The following is a 17649-nucleotide window of genomic DNA, read 5'->3' as shown; positions in this document are numbered from 1 at the left end:
TGCCTCCCATTCAACATGAAGATTGATGTATGGTAAAAAATAGATTGCAATCGACACTTGCTGAGCCGTTCCAGCGATTGGAATCCAGTTGCAGTGATGTCTTATAAAATACAAAGGGCACTCCGTCATGATCTATATGCTTCACAGCCTCCAGCCTCTGCCTCAGCGCGCCAGCATCATAATTTAGCCTAACCACTGCATTCGTTCCTTTCCATTCCACGAAGCCTGCTCCTGTATTAGGCTGAATACGGCTGATCAAAAGCTCCTCCACATCCCACGGCTTCACGTTCATACCAGACGTTTCAAACTCAAAATGATCTGTGACAGTAAGCCTTGCTCCCTCGTTTCCCTCCAGTACACTCCAGGCAAAGGAACGGGTGAAAACTGCCATTTCATCAACAGCATAAGCAGATGTCAAGTCGAGCTTAAAGCTTGTGACTGTCTGTGCTCCCTCCTGCTCATCCATAGCAACATCCAGCACAACCGCCCTTGCCTTTGCTCCGGATTGCTGCGCGGTCCCATTGATGATAGGCACGGAATGGCCGCTGGAGGAAATATTGATAATCGACTCCCGTCCGGGCGAAAAATAGGCTTTCGTGTACAAGCCTGCTCCCAGATCACAGAGTAGATTTTCGCCGCCGCCATGAAGGATGAAATGTCCAAGATCATTATGATTGTGCGGCTCATTGTTATGCCCACCCTTGGCTGAAAAAGCAAGTACGGCATCTGAATGATCCTGCTGCCCCCCAGATCCATGATGACTAGATCTGAGGCTACGGCACATCAACCAGCCGAGTTGCGGCAAATAATCGATTACGGCTTCTCCGCATCCATACACCAAGGGGTTCGTCCAGACTAGGTTACGCAATACATGAGCCCAGCGGCGACACGGATCTTCTAACAAACCAGGTACGCGAAAAGGGAGTGTAGATGGACGTCCTTGCAAAAAATTCACATAGGAGATGAGTCCGGAAGGTAACCGTTCAGTTTCACTACTATCTGAATAATTAGCGAAAATACCGTCCGACAAATGGACCCGTTCTGCGAAGGCTGCGATTTGCCTTACCTTTTCCGAGTTCAAAATATCCACAGCTCCCTCGGTAAACTCACGCAGCATATCGGCAAAATATATAAAGTACCCAAAGCCATACACCCAATAACCTACGCCTTCGGGACATCCCCCGTCCTCTCTGTAGCCTGCCAAAAAACAATCCAGTGCGCCCAGCATACGCTCGATGGCTACCGCTTTGGAAAAGTCGTCTTTTGCCAGCAGCAATGCAGCAATTCCGCAACCCGAAGCGCATACTGCCGACCAGTTATGCTCTGCCGTTTCCCAATCATAATGATGAGGCTGCCAAAAAACAGGTTCCAGTACACGGCGCTCAACCTCTTTGTGCACCTGAACGACTACGTGATCAGCCAGCTTTTCTTCAAGCAGCAATAAAATTTCAACCAGCATTTGCGCTGTTTCGGACGCGAATAAATCCACCTGCTGCCAAGGCGGTGTTACAGTGTCCTCTTCGTTGACATGTGCAGGAAGCGCCCAAGTGTACTCGCTGCATATGTCCAGCAGTCCGCTTTCCACCTCTTTCATCTTCCGAGGCTCCGAATCGGCAACAGCTGCCAGCACGATAGCAACTAGTCGTCCGCGCCGTTCAAAGTATACATCCTCATACGGCTTGCGCTCCCCTGTATTAGCAAATTGCCGGAACAGAGACAATGGTAGTTCAGGCCAAGGCGCTTCCCGAACATCATTGCAGATGCGTTCGATGTCCTTCCAAAGCTCGGCGAATGCCGGTTTATCGACAGTTGCCCGTAGCCTTTGGGTCCAATTGCTCCTTAACCGTTGTCTTGCTGAACCCTGCACTCCGCCAGCCAGCGCGTTGACGAGCCGCGAAGCAGGCCAAGCCTCCTTCAGAAGACTCATTCGCATTTCCTCCCCATGAGAAGCATTCGTTTCACCCTCTTTTTGTTAACGCTTTCATTGTATCTAACAATCAGCCTAAATTCAAAGGGGTAGGAATACAATTGGAAAAATATAAAAGAACCTCCACGCCACGTTGTCGTGGTCATGAAGGTTCTTATTTACATTCTTAAGCTCCGTCCAGGTTCGCTTTGGTCCATTTTTCTAAGCTTTAGGCTTTTCTTGTTTCCAGTTTCTAATCCCGTCATCCTCTAGAATCCCCAATGCGGCATCTGAAATATTAGGATCACGCAGCAGAGCATCCTCGACTCTAAATTTGATATCATCAGCATCAGCCAGCGTCATGCCCGAAGTAAGCTCAATTACCCCTTCGACGTGATAGTAACGTCCCTCCTGCAAAATACGCATTTGAGAAATATCAGTCACATGTGTATCTGCCAAGATAATGGAAGCAACACGTTCTTCGATATCAGGAGGTGCAGATACACCAATCAAGCCCACCATGTTGTCATAACCGACTCGGAACGCTACACCGACCATCAGACAGCCGATGAGAATACTTGAAATTCCGTCCAGCAGCTTAAAATCAGTCAGCGATGTGACCACTACAGCTAGCAGGGCGAGTACCCCACCTGTCGTTGCAACCAAATCCTCATAGAACACCAAACGGGTTGGTGGCGCAGCACGTCCCACATGACGAAAGGCAGAAGTAAAAATACTTAGCCCCTTAGCTTCCACTCTGGATTCATGCAGCACTTCTTTCATCGCTTTGCTCCATACAAATCCGTCAACCGCCAATGACAAAACCAGCACCACTACATTAATCCAAAATCCTTGTGCAGATTCAGCCGGATGCTGTAGCAAATGAATTCCTTCCAATGCAGTTTCGTAGGCCATAATCGTTACGACAATAACAGCAACCATACAAAAAAGATTAATTACCCGTCCAAAGCCAGTAGGAAACCGTTTCGTAGGTTTTTTCTCTGCCAATACACTGCCCGCAAATACAAACATTTGGTTCACTGCATCCGCAATGGAATGCATCATCGTAGCAAACATAGAGCCACTGCCTGTCAAGGCAAAAGCAATCCCCTTAATCAGGGCAATGCCGGTATTACCCAACGCTGCCGAGCCTGAAGATTTATTTCCTTTTTTGACCATACTCCAAAAGGAGTCCTCTCTCTGTTTCACTTCCATCTTGTAGCTCCTCCTGAGGTATACATAATCTGACATATCCACATTATGTAATCGCTTGTTATGTATTATTTTTAACCCGTCCATATTCTACCTAACCAACTGAGGAGAATCAATACAAATGATAATATATTCCTTCGAAAAAGAATGCTCCACGCCACCCTACTGGCATGAAGCATTCTCGTTACAACCTGCTATCAGATAAACATACAAACAATTAATCGGTTTCTAAATTACCAGCTAGATTTCGTAATACCTGGAATTTGGCCTTTATGGGCCAGCTCGCGGAACGCAATTCGGGACAGCTTGAATTTGCGCAGATATCCTCTCGGTCTGCCTGTCAGCTCGCAACGGTTTTTCAAGCGGGTTGGGGATGAGTCCCGAGGAAGCTTTTGCAAAGCTTCATAGTCCCCTTTTGCTTTTAATTCACGTCTCAAATCCGCATATTTCGCTACATTTTCCTGACGTTTCTTCTCTTTTACGATTTTCGACTTCTTGGCCATCTAAAGCTCCTCCTTGTTATATATGCCAATCATAAAGGTTCCCCATCGCGATCGCGGGACGGAAGGACACAAATATGGACATGCTTTTGCGTTTTAATAGTAATAATTACGATTAATGTTTAATATACCTCTGCTCAAGTAGATTGTCAACTCAAACATTTCAAAACACTATACAGCAAAAAGCCGTTGCTCTAGCAGAACCGTTTCATTGCGGTGAACGGTCTGCCGTGACAACGGCACAAAACTTGCTGAGTTAACTTCGTTCATTCAGCCAAATGGCAAGCCACCCAGTGATCTGGGCGAGCTTCACGATAGAATGGAATCTCTTGAGAACAGCGGTCGATTGCAAAGGGGCAGCGCGTATGAAACTTGCAGCCCGAAGGCGGATTCACCGGACTTGGAATATCCCCTTTGAGCAAAATACGTTCTCTTTTCAGCTTCGGCACTGGTATAGGCACAGCCGACAGCAACGCCTTCGTATACGGATGCAGCGGATTGCCGAATAACTCGTCACGCGAAGCTGTTTCGACCATAGAGCCTAGGTACATCACGCCAATACGAGAACATAAATGTTCAACTACGCTCAAATCGTGGGAGATGAACAAATATGTCAGACCCCGCTCGGCCTGCAATTTGGCAAAAAGGTTAATAATCTGCGCCTGTATGGACACATCCAGCGCTGACACCGGCTCATCAGCGATGATCAGATCCGGTTGAAGCGCCAGCGCGCGGGCAATGCCAATCCGTTGACGCTGACCTCCCGAAAATTCATGCGGGAAACGGTCGATATGATATTCCGACAATCCACACAGCTTAAGTACGTCCAGCACGATCTGCCGAACCTCCTCTTTGGTAGCTATACCGTGGTCGAGCAGCGCCTCACCAATGGCATCTCCGATCCGTACACGCGGATTCAGCGAGCTGTACGGGTCTTGAAAGATCAGCTGAATTTTAGGACGAAGTTCCTGCATCCCTTTGGCCGACAAGCTGTGGAGATCCACCCCTTTGTATTTTACGGTACCATCTGTTTTATCCGTCAATCTGACAATCGTGCGGCCCACCGTGCTTTTACCGCTCCCCGATTCCCCCACCAGACCGAAGGTTTCACCCTGACGGATCGTAAAGCTTATATCGTCTACTGCCCGCACGTGCCCTGTAGTACGATTCATAAAACCGGACTTCACCGGGAAGTATGTTTTTAAACGGTCTATTTCCAACAACGGCTCAGCCATGAACAACCGCCTCCTCATACAACCAGCAGGATGCTTTCTGCTGAGCTGAAACTTCTTTTAATGTAGGCTCCTTTACACGACAAATGTCCATGCAATGCCCGCAGCGGTCATAAAAATAACAGGAAGTCGTCAGCTCCAGTGGATTAGGTACCTGTCCGGGGATGGAATACAGCTCCTTTTGGCGCTGATTAAGCACCGGTTTGGACTTGAGCAACCCCTGTGTATAGGGATGCTTGGGGTGATTGAATAGCTGCACCACTTCGCCTTCCTCGACGATCTTGCCCGCATACATCACGATTACATAATCGGCCATCTCCGCAACAACACCCAAATCATGGGTGATTAACATGAGCGACATATTGGATTGGGCTTTAAATTCACGCAGCATGTCGAGAATCTGTGCCTGAATTGTTACATCCAGTGCCGTGGTCGGCTCATCCGCAATAAGCAGCTTGGGTCCGCAAGAAACAGCAATAGCAATCATAATTCGCTGCAGCATCCCTCCGCTCAGTTCATGGGGGTAGCTTTTTAAAATCTGCTCCGGTCGGGATATGCCGACCTGTTCAATCAGCTCTAGCGCCCGCTTGCGAGCTTGCTTTCGGCCCATCTTTAAGTGCTCAATCAGTGGCTCAGACAGTTGTTCACCAATGGTCATCACCGGATTTAATGAAGACATCGGCTCCTGAAAAATCATGGAGATTTCATGTCCGCGAATCGTGCGCATCTCATTTCTACTAAGCTCTAGCAGATCGGTTTCCTCAAAACGGATACTTCCACCTGCCACTTTACCACCGGGACTCTGAATCAGGCCCATGATCGACATGGCGGTAATACTTTTGCCGCAGCCCGATTCACCGACAATGCATACCGTCTCCCCCGGCTTCACGCGAAAGCTGATATCATCCACCGCTTTGACCGTTCCTTCTTCTGTATAAAAATGAGTGCTTAAATGTTCAATGGAAAGTAAATTGTCCATGGTGCATGATCACCTACCTCTTATGTTTCGGGTCGAGTACATCCCGCAGCCCGTCACCAAAAATATTAATAGCGATGACTGTTGCAAAAATAGACAGGCCTGGTGGTATCCACAACCAAGGTCGTTGCTGAAAATCCAGTACATTGTTGGCGGCATCAATCATATTGCCCCAAGTCGGTGTCGTGGGCAACACGCCAAGACCAAAGAAGCTGAGTACAGATTCACTCAGGATGGCTCCGCCAATGTTCAATGTAGCGATAACGATCAACAATGGCAAAATATTCGGCAGCAGATGCTTAAAAAGCTTTCGGCGATTCGATAGTCCTAGTACCGTCGCTGCCTGCATAAATTCACGTTCTCGCAAACTAAGCATCTGACCTCTCACCATCCGTGCAATCCCCGGCCAGTTGACCAGACTCAGCATCAACATGACGATATACATCCGTTGATCAGGCGGAACCTTCCAGTCAGATAACAGCGCACCCATAATAAATAGCAATGGCAAACTGGGTATAGTCAGCAGCAAATCGGCAATGCGCATAATGATTTGATCCGCAATTCCGCGAAAATAGGCGGATATAACCCCCAGCGTTGCTCCTAAAAAGACAGACAACACCATAGAAGCCAAACCCACAGTAAGAGAAATTTGACCTGCCTGCATCACACGTGTCAGCACATCCCGTCCCAGCTTGTCTGTTCCTAGCCAGTGATGGATATTCGGCGCCTTGTTCATTATTAATATGTTCGTTTTGTTATCGGAATAAGGAGAAAATAACGGACCGATAAAACAGAGCAAAAACATAAATACCACGACGAGCAGTCCAGCCATAGCAAGCTTGTTTCTGAACAGCTGCCGGAGCGCTTGCTGCCACATTGAAGATTTGGCATTTAATCGCAGTCTGCGGTTGCTCTTGCTCAAATTACTGCTCACGGATGACATTCCATAGCCTCCTTCTTACACTTTTACACGCGGGTCAGCAATGCGATACAAAATATCGGATAACAGCGTCCCGATCACGCTCAATATGGCAATCAGCATCGTGAAGCCCATCAGCAGCGGATAATCCCTAAGCGAAAAGGATAGCATGTACAGCTGACCGATCCCGGGCCAGTTAAAAATCTTTTCAATAATCAGAGATCCGCCAAACAACGCAGGCAATTCAAAGCCAACGAGCGTAATGGCAGGCAATAATGCATTTCTCAATGCGTGTGTAAAAAGCACCTTTCTTTCCTTTAAGCCCTTTGCACGAGCTGTGCGGATATAATCCTGCTGGATCACGTCGATCATATTGCTACGGAAGTAGCGGGTCAGCGAACCCAAACCCAGTAGTGTCATCACGATCACCGGCAAGGTCATATGCTGGAGAACCTCCTTCACATACTCCATGCCTGTAGCGTTACTGCCCGTATTGAGCATCCCGCCCGGTGGCAGCCATTTCAGATCGACCGCCGCAATTTTGATCAGATACAGTCCGATAAAAAAAGAGGGAACAGACATCGCGGCAAAAATCACCACCATGACCAGCGTATCGAACCATGAATACTGCTTGTAAGCAGCAACCACACCAATAATGACTGCAATCAGCCAGGTCAGGAAGGTGGATACAATGGCCAACAAGAATGAATTCCAGATATATTCATTAAATAAGGTTAGCACCGGTTTCTGTTGAGCGAGCGAATAGCCGAAATTACCATGCAGCGCATTGCCTAGCCAGTTTCCGTAGCGCTCAAGAATAGGCTTATTCAACCCGTAAATTTCCCTCAGCTCCGCTTTTCTCTCCGGCGACAGCTTCAGATTACCGCTAATGAAATCTCCCGGTGTCATGGCATACAGAAAAAAAATCATCATCGAAGCGGCCAACAAAATAATAATCATATACGTCAGTCTTTTCGTTAAAAACGAGCTCATGACAGACTCCTTTCAATTCATGGTCGGGCTACTCATTACGCGTCCTCCATTTGGCAAACCCCTTGATCCGAACCTGAAGTTCTTCACAAGGGGCCCGCAAAGGTGGCTTATTTAAGGGACCACTCGAACAGATTACCAGACAAACCAATGAATGGGCTGACCTTTACATGTTCCATTCGACCATTGTAAGCATATACAGTCTTCTTGTAGTTGGTGAAAATAACGGGTAGTTCATCATTTAGCAGTACATATAATTCCTTATATATTTTCTTACGCTCTTCCATATTCGTTGTAGCCAAACCTTTTTCATAGAGCTCTTTGAGCTTCGGATTGTTATATCCCTTGATTTCACCATTGACGAACGGCTCGATTCCATCAGATGGGTCTGTCAGCATGGCTGTCGAGAAGGCGGCGAGATCATAATCTTTACCTTCTACTTTGGCGACCATTGCATTAAAGTCTGCAAAGATTTCCGGTTGCAAGTCAACGCCAATCGCTTTATAGTTTTCAGCCGCAAGCGCGATAAAGGTGTCTGTTTCTGGACGTTTGGAGGTCAGCAAGTGAATGGTCAGCTTCTGGCCGTTTTTCTCACGAATGCCATCACTGCCTTCTACCCAGCCCGCTTCATCCAGCAGCTTTTTCGCTTGCTCCGGGTCATAGTTGTATGGATTGATTCCATCGGTCGTGTATGACCAGAATATAGGAGAAGCTGGAATGTTGGCGACCGCCCCTGCTCCCTGTGCTGCGTCAACATAAATGCTTTTGCGATCCAATCCATAGGTCAACGCTTGACGAACCTTTTTATCCTTCAGCTTTTCATTTTCCAGATTGACTTGCAAATATCCATAGGTGCTCGGTGTATAAGGCAAAATATTCAAAAAGCCGAGTCCTTTCAGCTTGTCGATATTTTCTTGCGTTGCGGTAAAGGAAGCAAAATCGGTATCCCCTGTTTCGATGAATTGCCAAGCATCGCCTTCCGCTGTCTTATATATGAAGTGTTTCGTTTTCGGTTTGCCTTTAAAAAAGTGATCGTTTGCCTCCAGACGAACTTCTTGCCCTGGAATGAATTTTTCCAACTTATATGCCCCATTCCCCAATGGGCTACCATGCAAATTTTTAAAATAATCCAGCTGTCCGAACTTATAATCCTTGCCGTAGTAAGCTTTGGACAATACATATTCACCGAGAATAGTCAGAGCCAGCGCGTTTGGCTTTTCCAATGTCACAGAAATAGTCTGTGGATCAATTACCTTAATTCCATCAATTTGTTGTGTCTTGCCTTCCGTATAGGCTTTGCCGCCTTTAATGTTCAGCTTTCGGATTTGGCTATCGCCCGGATAGGCTTTGTCATAGATTAACGTCCAGGTAAATGCGACATCCTCTGCTGTCAAAGGTGAGCCATCGCTGAATTGGGTATTGGGAACCAGATGAAACGTATATGTTAAATTATCCTTGGAAATATCCCAGCTCTTCGCCAGATTGGGCAGCGGAAGTCCCTTCTCATCTACCGTAACCAGCGGAGTCCATAACTGCGAAATGACGTTGCCGTCATAGCCGCTTTGGTTAAAATACGGCGTAAATACTCCGGCCGGGTCAGTCAGGCCTACAATAATGGTGTCGTTTCTTTTTTTGGACACTTCCGGCAATTTGGACATATCAGAAGCCTTTACCAGACTTGTTAATGGCTGCGCTGTAGCAGTTGTCTGTGTGTCCCCATTATTTTGGGCAGTAGTATTGTTGTTGCTTTCCGATCCACCGTTAGAGCAAGCTGCCAGCAAGGTAGAGCTCGCCAGAAGTAGACTGCTAAGTAAAATAATACCCTTTTTCAACATAATCCCCCCGAGTTAAATGATTAAATTCCGATAGAACAAGTTGTGATTAAGAAGATAAACCTCATTATAGGAATTTATTAGGGTTCTGTAAAGGGAGAACTGCATTTTTTTATATAAAAACTCTGCTCATCAATATCTATCCGAATTCTTGTACAAATATAAATAAAACCTCTCAATCCCTAATAGTAGATTGAGAGGCTGTCTCTTATTTATTGTTATATTATTTTTTTATAGCATGGATATAATGAATCGTTTCGAATGCGGACAAATAATCTGCCCTCTCACCAAAGAAAAGGCTATTTATTGTATCCGGGGATAGATGTTCATAAATTAGTAAATCTGAAGCTTCTAACATTCCCTCAATTTCATCATAAGCAAAGCATGATTTCATGGGTTCACCACTTACTGAAGCCATTTTCACCATATTTTCAACTCGATTAGACATGCCTTTCTCTTTAAAAAGGTTTTCATCTGCATAGTCAAAAACGATCGAACTCCCCGATGGGACCTTGGTAAACAAATGATTTATTAATCTTGAAATTTCCTCCTTAGTTAAATAATAAGAAACACCCAGAAGGCTAAAGAATGTTTTTTTATTAGCAAACCCTTCATCCAATAGATTGGAATACGAAAATGGATGGGCAAAGTCCATAGAAACCAGATGAAGATTGCTCGGTATTTTTAAATTTGCATGAGCTAACCTTTTCTTTTTAGATTCCTGTGTTGCTGGATGATCCATTTCAAATATTTCTAAGCTATTTTTCAATTCTGGATGTCGGAAACAAAAAGTATCTAACCCGGCCCCTAGTATGACATACTGCTGTAATCCTAACCTAACTTCATTAAGTAATACTTTTTCACAATATGCAGCACGTGCTAAGGTCGTTGGAGAAAGTTGAACTTGTGTAATCCATTTTAAAATTTCATCCGGATCATCTTGGAACCTTTGCGCAATATCTTTATTGAAAAACGCTATTCCTTTAATCATATTCTCTCTGATATCTGAAAACTCATTTTGGGAAATTAAATCTTTAGCCATAAAATCATCAAAAATTTTGGGTGTGTCATGTTGACTATGATATGCTCGGCCAAAAGCTGATATTAAGGAAGTTAAACTAGACTCATTTGGCTTCATACATTGATCCTCCTATAAAAACAATAATAAGATTCCCCTGGCCAGGAGAATCTTATTATAATATCAATATAATTAATTGTAAATTATAGCACAAATAAATAATTTTGTCAATGATTAATATTGCGACCTACCTTCGCTCCATATAACCAAGGATACTCCCATGCATCTCATCCACAGCCGTAAGCCGTGCACTGTAGCCAAGCAATGTTTCGCCATCAAAATGTGCATGAATAAAGCCAGCGGCACGGAGCTTAAATATATGATCATGCGTGATTCCCTTGGATAGCTTGAGATGACGGACAATCTCAATGAAGGTTCGCGGGGACTGGCTTTGGTACAAATATTTTAAAATCTTGAGCCTGCTCTTCTCCCCTAAACTTCGAATCATTCGGTATTCCTGTGGTGATAAAAAATCATCCTCCTGAACATATACTCCTGCGGAATAATGACATAACAAAAGTGACCCAAATCGATAAATAATATTCATCGGCTGAAAATGATATTGCGGTACCAGCAACACCTGCGTCAGTCCAGCGGAAGGCTCGAATCGGAAGCCATTAGTTATACGATCCACCCGCTCCATAGAGCTATATGCGTTCTCCTCCCGTTTTCTGCATTCAGCTTCCAGTTCCAGGCCGCTAAGGATACTTGTATCCACGTGACGAAAATACTCCTCGTTCCAGCCGGATAGCAGTTGCAAAGCAAGTTTACGGAGGTTCTCCATGTCGTCAGACAGCGGAATCCCATAGGCTGATGCCTGTTGCTTTAGTTCCTGTAAAGACTGGCTTTCCAAACGATCCACGACCTCTTCAACGCCCCCCTGATCAGAAAGCATACATACAAGTCCATAAATAATTTTCCAGTCTGCATTGATTTCCATGGACTCCAGTAACGCGGACAGCCTCGGAGACAGCGTTCCACGCACTTGGTCCGCCCATCTGGATGCTATTAAATCTGTCTTCTTATACGCTTTACGGCAAATAAAAGTGTGTAAGCTACTGAGCAGCTCAAACACTGGTCCATATGCTACATGTACATCGTAAGGAGCATTCACGTCGTGACTCATCGCTTTCTGTCCTCTTTTCTTTCATATCTGATGTCCATTATACATACTATCGTACATCCGTTCATTCTTAGTGATTCATTCATACGAAAATGAAGGCACAATACTGATGCAAAGCCAAAGTCAGTCCCATCCGAGTCAAACTGTTTATCTATAAAATAAAAAAGGTTGTCTCCCACCAAAAATCGCAGGAGACAACCTTTGAATACATACATTTTCTTTTAACGGGTGGGAAAACGAGAGGTGTCCTTCTTGACCTGGCTCCAGGTATAACGCAACATCCAGGTATCCCACTCCGTAATTTTAGGAGAATTTCCGGCCCACATAATCGTAGGCACAGGGAACCCGCCAGGTGGACGCTCGTGCTCTTCATAGAAATCAGGCAAGCCGAATCCATGCCCCATCTCATGCTCTGTGATCTGAACTTCATCCGAATTCAAGGTGCTCAGGATATAATCATCAGGCATACGTTGTCCCCAGTCACCACCGGCTCCACCCTGAAAATTAGACGTTCCCCATAAGTACATATCAAATCGCTTGTCCAGTCCCCCCGGATACGTATAGTTAGAGTCCATAAAATGTTCAAATCTCGACAGTGCATTAGGAGCAACCGGAAGTTTTGCCGGAATATTGGGGTCTGTTTTACTCAACTCATCGGTAATCGTATCCGTGTAAACGATTTCATTCGATTGTTTGTTAAGGATCTGCGACGGATTTGCAACGGCCCAGCCTACTATTTTTACAGTAATATAATCATACGGCCAGCCGTCATATCCTTTTAGCTGCTTATTCCAGTTATTTATTTGGCGACTTAGCATGGAAGCCATATCTTTACGCTGCTGAAGAGTGATATTTTTAGAGGATTGCCAGCGCACTACATAATTTATCGTTCCTTTTCCCGCATAAATTTGATCAAAAATCAAATTTTTACGGTTGGTCGAGCCTTCTTTGACTATCCTATTCTTCCAAACCCATTCTACCGAAGGCTTAAATTTGGCAGGTAAGTCAGCGGCAGCCAAGCTATTACTCGTTATTTCTATATTCGAGGTGCTTTCATAATCTGAGGCTGCTGAACCGACATTAGCTCCGCCAACCAGAAAAGAAGCAGCCATTACCAATGAAAAAGAAGCCATGATCATTCCTTTTTTCTTCGGCATTTTTTCAACCTCCGTACCTGTTATTTTTACGAGCACATTCAAAATAACAAACGTTTATCTCTCACCTACACCCACTCTCAATTTTGAATTAAATAACAATTTTATATTATCATTGGAATAATATACCGTCAAACAAAAAGATCCCCTCTTCATAGAGAGGGGGTCAGCATCCATAGAGTAGCGTTGTGTTCCTACTCTATGGATTTCAACGCCGATTCAGCCAGTGAAGCTAGCAACTTCGCTGTTCCCGGCAGCGCGCGTTCGTCCAGATCAAAGGCAGGATGATGCCATTCCTGCCTTCCCGCAGTGCCGACAAAGACAAACACACCTGGGACGTTCTTCTGATAAAATCCAAAGTCCTCGCTTGCAGAGGAAGGTATGGGGCGAACGACCTCCAGACCAACCGCTTCGGCCGCCTGCACCGCGATAACAGCCAACTTACCGTCGTTCAGTACAGGTGGCGGACCCTCGATCCAGCGAATGGTCGCTTTCGTGCCAAAAGCATCGGCTACGCCCTTGACGACCTGCTCGAAGCGTTCAGCCACCTGGGCTCGGACGTTCTCGTCAAATGTGCGGATGGTTCCGTCCAAATGAGCGCGGTCTGGGATGATGTTCCAAGCATTGCCACTGTGCAGCTTCGTGACACTGATGACCGCGCTATCGAGCGGGTTAACGCTCCTGCTCACAATCGATTGCAGCGCCGTAATGATATGCGAGGATACCACAATGGGGTCAATCCCTGCATGCGGAACTGCCGCATGTGTGCTCTGACCCTCCACCTCAATGTAAAATCCGTCTGCCGCTGCCATTAGCGGTCCTTCTTTGATACCGACCGTGCCTACGGGCAGGTCTGGTTTGTTATGCAGGCCGAAGATGGCCTGCACCCCTGCCAGCGCACCGCTGTCCAGCACTTGGGCAGCGCCTTTGGCTTTCTCCTCGGCTGGCTGGAACACCAGTCGAACCGTCCCTTTCAGCTTTTGCTCCCGCTGCTTCAGCAATGCGGCTGCACCTAACAGGGATGCCGTATGAAAATCATGCCCACAGGCATGCATCTTGCCAGGATGTAGCGAAGCATAGGGCAATCCCGTCTCCTCCTGGATGGGCAGTGCATCAATGTCTGCACGAAGCGCAACCGTTGGACCTTCCTGCTGTCCGCCGATTTCCGCTACCAATCCGGTACGCAGCGGCACATCCAAGATCGTTATATCCTGTTCTTTGAGCAGGCGGCGAATATAGGCGGTAGTTTCAACCTCCTCGTTAGACAGCTCGGGATAACGGTGCAGATGACGGCGAATCTCCACCAATTTCTGCTCCAAAACCTGCTCCTTCGTCCCGGTTGATCCACTCATCCCTATTCCTCCTTCGTGAATCCATATTGGTTACAATTTTTATGTCAATAGTATCTAGGACTGCACAGGCAACCCGGCAAAAGCTTCATGCAACAACTCGAATGAGCGCACACGCTTGCCGATATCCCGTATGCCTGTCGTTACAATCAGCTCATCTGCCTGATACTTCGCTTGTATTTCCGTCAGCGCAGTATAAATTTCATCTTTATTTCCTTTGTTAATTTGTGCTTGTGTGGCTTCAATTGTATATTTTTCACCCGATTGCTTACCGAATTCCTCTGCACTTTCCAGCGCCCCCACTGTAGCCGTTTTGCCACTGGCCAGATGAATCTTGTACAGCTTCTGCTTACCTGCCAACTCCGCTGCTTCCTCGGAAGTGTCTGCCACAATAACCGATAGCGCAAAAAGTGCCTTTGGTTCACGCCCATAACTGTAATCGAAAGACTCCCGATACGTACGGAATGAATCCAGTGCAACCTGCTCACTACTGTTAATAAATTGCGAAAAAACATAGGGCAACCCCAAACGCGCAGCAATTCCAGCGCTGTCTGTACTTGTACCCAAAACATAAATCTCTGCTGGGATTTCTGGAATCGGATTCGCCTGTAATCCGGCCAGCGGTCCTTCTTCAATCGGGATATTATGAATATAGCGGCTTACTTCATCAATTTTCTCTTCAAGAGAAGGCGCATCATGCACGTTACGTTGTAACGCCTGTGTAGATTTCGGCAACCCGCCTGGCGCACGTCCGATACCCAAATCTACACGCCCCGGTGCAAGAGAGGCTAGCACATTAAAGTTTTCAGCCACTTTATATGGACTGTAATGCTGAAGCATTACCCCGCCAGACCCGATGGTAATACGCTCGGTACGTGCTAATAGATGGGAAATAAGCACCTCTGGTGATGAGCCTGCAACCTGCTCGGAATCATGATGTTCTGATACCCAAAAGCGTGTGAATCCCAGCTCTTCTACACGCTGCGCCAGCTTAATCGTGTTGCGAAGGGCCTGTGCCGCCGTTTCACCCTCGTGTATAGGGCTTTGATCCAATACTCCGATTTTTATGCTCATGTCTCCCTCTCCCGTCAAATGGAATAGTTATATTCTGGTGTAATTCGCTTCAGGAATTGTTGGGTACGCTCCTCTTTGGGGTGGTTAAAAATGGCGTCCGGTGTGCCTTCCTCAATAATATGGCCGCCATCCATAAATACCACATGATTAGAAACATCACGCGCAAAGCCCATTTCATGTGTCACGACAATCATCGTTATGCCTTCCTTCGCAATCTTGCGGATCACCGACAGCACCTCACCCACCAGTTCAGGGTCCAGCGCCGAAGTCGGCTCATCAAATAAAATCACCTCTGGGTTCAGCGCCAAAGCACGCGCTATGCCGACACGCTGCTGCTGCCCACCGGATAGCTGGCTCGGATAATGATTCAGTTTTTCGCCGAGACCAACCTTTTCCAGCACTTCAATACTAATTTTTTTGGCTTCCTCTTGCTTAACCTTACGGACAACGACAAGTCCCTCCATGACATTTTCCAGCGCGGTTTTATGCTTGAACAAATGATATTGCTGGAACACCATAGCCGTCTTTTTACGCAAGGCCAAGACATCCTTCTTCGCAGGTCGCTTGCAGTTCACGGTAAAATCGCCAATGCTGACTTCTCCGTCATTCGGCTTTTCCAGATAATTAATGCAGCGTAGCAAGGTTGTTTTTCCTGAACCGCTTGGTCCTAAGATAACAACGACCTCGCCTTTGTTTACCGTCAAATCAATGCCTTTGAGCACTTCATGTTTGCCGAACGACTTTGTAATATTTTGCAGACGGATCATGATGCTCGACCTCCATTAAACACATTGATTTTTTTCTCCACCAAGCCGGATATTCGCTCAATCAATACCGTCAAGCCCCAAAATAGCAGTGCTGCCGCAATATACACCTCTAAATATTTCCAGTTGGTGGATGCCAGAATTTCAGCCTGTGCCTGGATTTCCGTGACCGAAACCGTGAAGGCCAAGGTAGAGCCATGCAGCATCCCAATAACCGAATTCGTCAGGTTCGGCAAACTCACCACAAACGCCTGTGGAAATACGATGCGTCTCAATACTTGCCATGTCGTCATACCAACCGCATAAGCCGCCTCAATTTGGCCCTTGTTGACCGACTGGATTCCGGAACGGACGACCTCAGACATATAGGCGCCACTGGTAATGGAGAACGAAATGAGTGCAAATACCATATAAGGAACGTCTTTGGATTGCAGTGACCAACCGAAATGCTTCGCTCCTGCATCAATCAACAAGGGCAAACTGAAATAAATAAGCAGCAGATGCATCAGCATCGGTGTACCTCGGATAAAAGTAACGTAAGCGTGAGAGATTTGCGACAACACAGGAACGTTATAAATTCGTGCCAACGCCGTTATAATCCCGATGACCAACCCTGCCAGCACGGAAACCACTGTAATGATTAAAGTGTTGGGCAACGCCGAGAACAATCCCAAAAAGGCGGTGTATACAAATCCAAAGTCCAGACTCATATGCCTTTACCTCCTTTACTCAGACGAGGACTTCTCAGGTAACGCACCACAAAACCTTTTCGTTTTGCGGGCTCTTTCTGTACTGAATCTCTATGCTCATGCCGGAGAAGCGTATTTTCCAGCACCTTGAATAATTTTTGTACAATCAGACTGATCACCAGATAGATAAGAGACAACGCGATATACGTTTCAACAAAATGCTGGGTAGCCGAGCCTAATGTTTGCGATTTTCCTGTCATCTCCATCGCACCGATGGTAAACGCCAGCGAAGTATCCTTCAAATTACCAATGACCAGATTGGAAAATACGGGAACCACCACAGCCAGCGCTTGTGGCAAGATGATACGTGTAAAAGCCTGATAGCCTGACATGCCGACTGACTGTGCAGCCTCGATTTGTCCCCGATCTACAGCTCCTACACCAGACCTGATAATTTCAGAAATAAAGGCTCCACTGTTGAGCGCATAGGTCGCTACAGCAAACCACAGCACATCCCATCTGGAGGAATTGATATCCACCAGCTTTAGTAGCTCTGGCAGGCCGTAATACACCAGAAACAATTGAATTAGAATAGGGGTTCCACGGAAAAAAGAAACATACACTTGAGAAACACGTTTGAGAAATGGAATGTTATACATGCGAGGCAGCGCAACCAACAGACCAATGATCAGTCCCAACACAAGCGAGCTTGCCACAATAAACAAGGTGATGTGCAAATAGGACAGCATTTTCGGGATAAAGCTAAAAACATAATCAATATTGAACTCTCTGCTCATATGCCTGCCTCCTTTCTATACATCAGCGGTCAGAATACATAAAGTACCCTGACC

General features: G+C 46.2%; 16 protein-coding genes. All 16 read right to left on the bottom strand.

The genetic code is table 11. The features are described 5' to 3' along the window. Nucleotides 1-10 precede the first annotated feature (10 nt). Entirely contained in the window at nucleotides 11-1927 is a 1917-nt protein-coding gene (locus tag ACUC6J_RS10715; RefSeq protein WP_447250156.1) for a heparinase II/III domain-containing protein, read from the bottom strand. A gap of 201 nt (nucleotides 1928-2128) precedes the next feature. Further along, nucleotides 2129-3121 (bottom strand): cation diffusion facilitator family transporter, encoded by a 993-nt coding sequence (locus ACUC6J_RS10710; RefSeq protein WP_016821124.1) that lies wholly within the window; start codon nucleotides 3119-3121, stop codon nucleotides 2129-2131. 230 nt (nucleotides 3122-3351) lie between these two features. Then, complete coding sequence (gene rpsN / locus ACUC6J_RS10705; protein ID WP_447250155.1) at nucleotides 3352-3621, bottom strand: 30S ribosomal protein S14; 270 nt, start codon at nucleotides 3619-3621, stop codon at nucleotides 3352-3354. A 263-nt stretch (nucleotides 3622-3884) separates the two neighbouring features. Then, nucleotides 3885-4853 (bottom strand): ABC transporter ATP-binding protein, encoded by a 969-nt coding sequence (locus tag ACUC6J_RS10700; RefSeq protein ID WP_016821122.1) that lies wholly within the window; start codon nucleotides 4851-4853, stop codon nucleotides 3885-3887. Continuing rightward, a complete protein-coding gene (locus ACUC6J_RS10695; protein ID WP_447250154.1) occupies nucleotides 4846-5829 on the bottom strand; it encodes an ABC transporter ATP-binding protein in 984 nt (327 codons plus the stop codon). The genes ACUC6J_RS10700 and ACUC6J_RS10695 overlap by 8 nt, the downstream gene beginning before the upstream one ends. 13 nt (nucleotides 5830-5842) lie before the next feature. After that, nucleotides 5843-6769 (bottom strand): oligopeptide ABC transporter permease, encoded by a 927-nt coding sequence (opp4C, locus tag ACUC6J_RS10690; RefSeq protein WP_107734166.1) that lies wholly within the window; start codon nucleotides 6767-6769, stop codon nucleotides 5843-5845. Between the two features lie 15 nt (nucleotides 6770-6784). Continuing rightward, nucleotides 6785-7738, bottom strand: a complete 954-nt coding sequence (locus ACUC6J_RS10685; protein ID WP_016821119.1) for an ABC transporter permease — start codon at nucleotides 7736-7738, stop codon at nucleotides 6785-6787. Nucleotides 7739-7845: 107 nt separating this feature from the next. Continuing rightward, nucleotides 7846-9570 carry an ABC transporter substrate-binding protein gene (locus ACUC6J_RS10680; protein ID WP_447250153.1) on the bottom strand — a complete coding sequence of 575 codons (1725 nt, stop codon included), beginning with the start codon at nucleotides 9568-9570 and terminating at the stop codon, nucleotides 7846-7848. Nucleotides 9571-9790: 220 nt separating this feature from the next. Beyond that, entirely contained in the window at nucleotides 9791-10705 is a 915-nt protein-coding gene (locus tag ACUC6J_RS10675) for a class I SAM-dependent methyltransferase (protein ID WP_017428376.1), read from the bottom strand. Nucleotides 10706-10832: 127 nt separating this feature from the next. Beyond that, nucleotides 10833-11771 (bottom strand): ArsR family transcriptional regulator, encoded by a 939-nt coding sequence (locus ACUC6J_RS10670; protein ID WP_016821116.1) that lies wholly within the window; start codon nucleotides 11769-11771, stop codon nucleotides 10833-10835. A gap of 218 nt (nucleotides 11772-11989) precedes the next feature. Then, a complete protein-coding gene (locus ACUC6J_RS10665) occupies nucleotides 11990-12925 on the bottom strand; it encodes a dockerin (protein ID WP_447250152.1) in 936 nt (311 codons plus the stop codon). Nucleotides 12926-13116: 191 nt separating this feature from the next. After that, nucleotides 13117-14274: an amidohydrolase gene (locus ACUC6J_RS10660; RefSeq protein WP_447250151.1), complete on the bottom strand. Its 1158-nt coding sequence runs from the start codon at nucleotides 14272-14274 to the stop codon at nucleotides 13117-13119. A gap of 54 nt (nucleotides 14275-14328) precedes the next feature. Beyond that, nucleotides 14329-15345, bottom strand: coding sequence for an LLM class flavin-dependent oxidoreductase (locus tag ACUC6J_RS10655; RefSeq protein ID WP_447250150.1), 1017 nt, complete (start codon nucleotides 15343-15345; stop codon nucleotides 14329-14331). A gap of 14 nt (nucleotides 15346-15359) precedes the next feature. Continuing rightward, nucleotides 15360-16112 carry an amino acid ABC transporter ATP-binding protein gene (locus ACUC6J_RS10650; protein ID WP_025364725.1) on the bottom strand — a complete coding sequence of 251 codons (753 nt, stop codon included), beginning with the start codon at nucleotides 16110-16112 and terminating at the stop codon, nucleotides 15360-15362. Continuing rightward, entirely contained in the window at nucleotides 16109-16819 is a 711-nt protein-coding gene (locus ACUC6J_RS10645; RefSeq protein WP_016821111.1) for an amino acid ABC transporter permease, read from the bottom strand. Before ACUC6J_RS10645 ends, ACUC6J_RS10650 begins: the two co-directional genes overlap by 4 nt. Then, nucleotides 16816-17595, bottom strand: coding sequence for an amino acid ABC transporter permease (locus tag ACUC6J_RS10640; RefSeq protein ID WP_016821110.1), 780 nt, complete (start codon nucleotides 17593-17595; stop codon nucleotides 16816-16818). Before ACUC6J_RS10640 ends, ACUC6J_RS10645 begins: the two co-directional genes overlap by 4 nt. Nucleotides 17596-17649: the final 54 nt, after the last annotated feature.

This window comes from Paenibacillus sp. JJ1683 (assembly GCF_053006485.1).
This window is presented reverse-complemented; position numbering and strand designations above follow the sequence as displayed.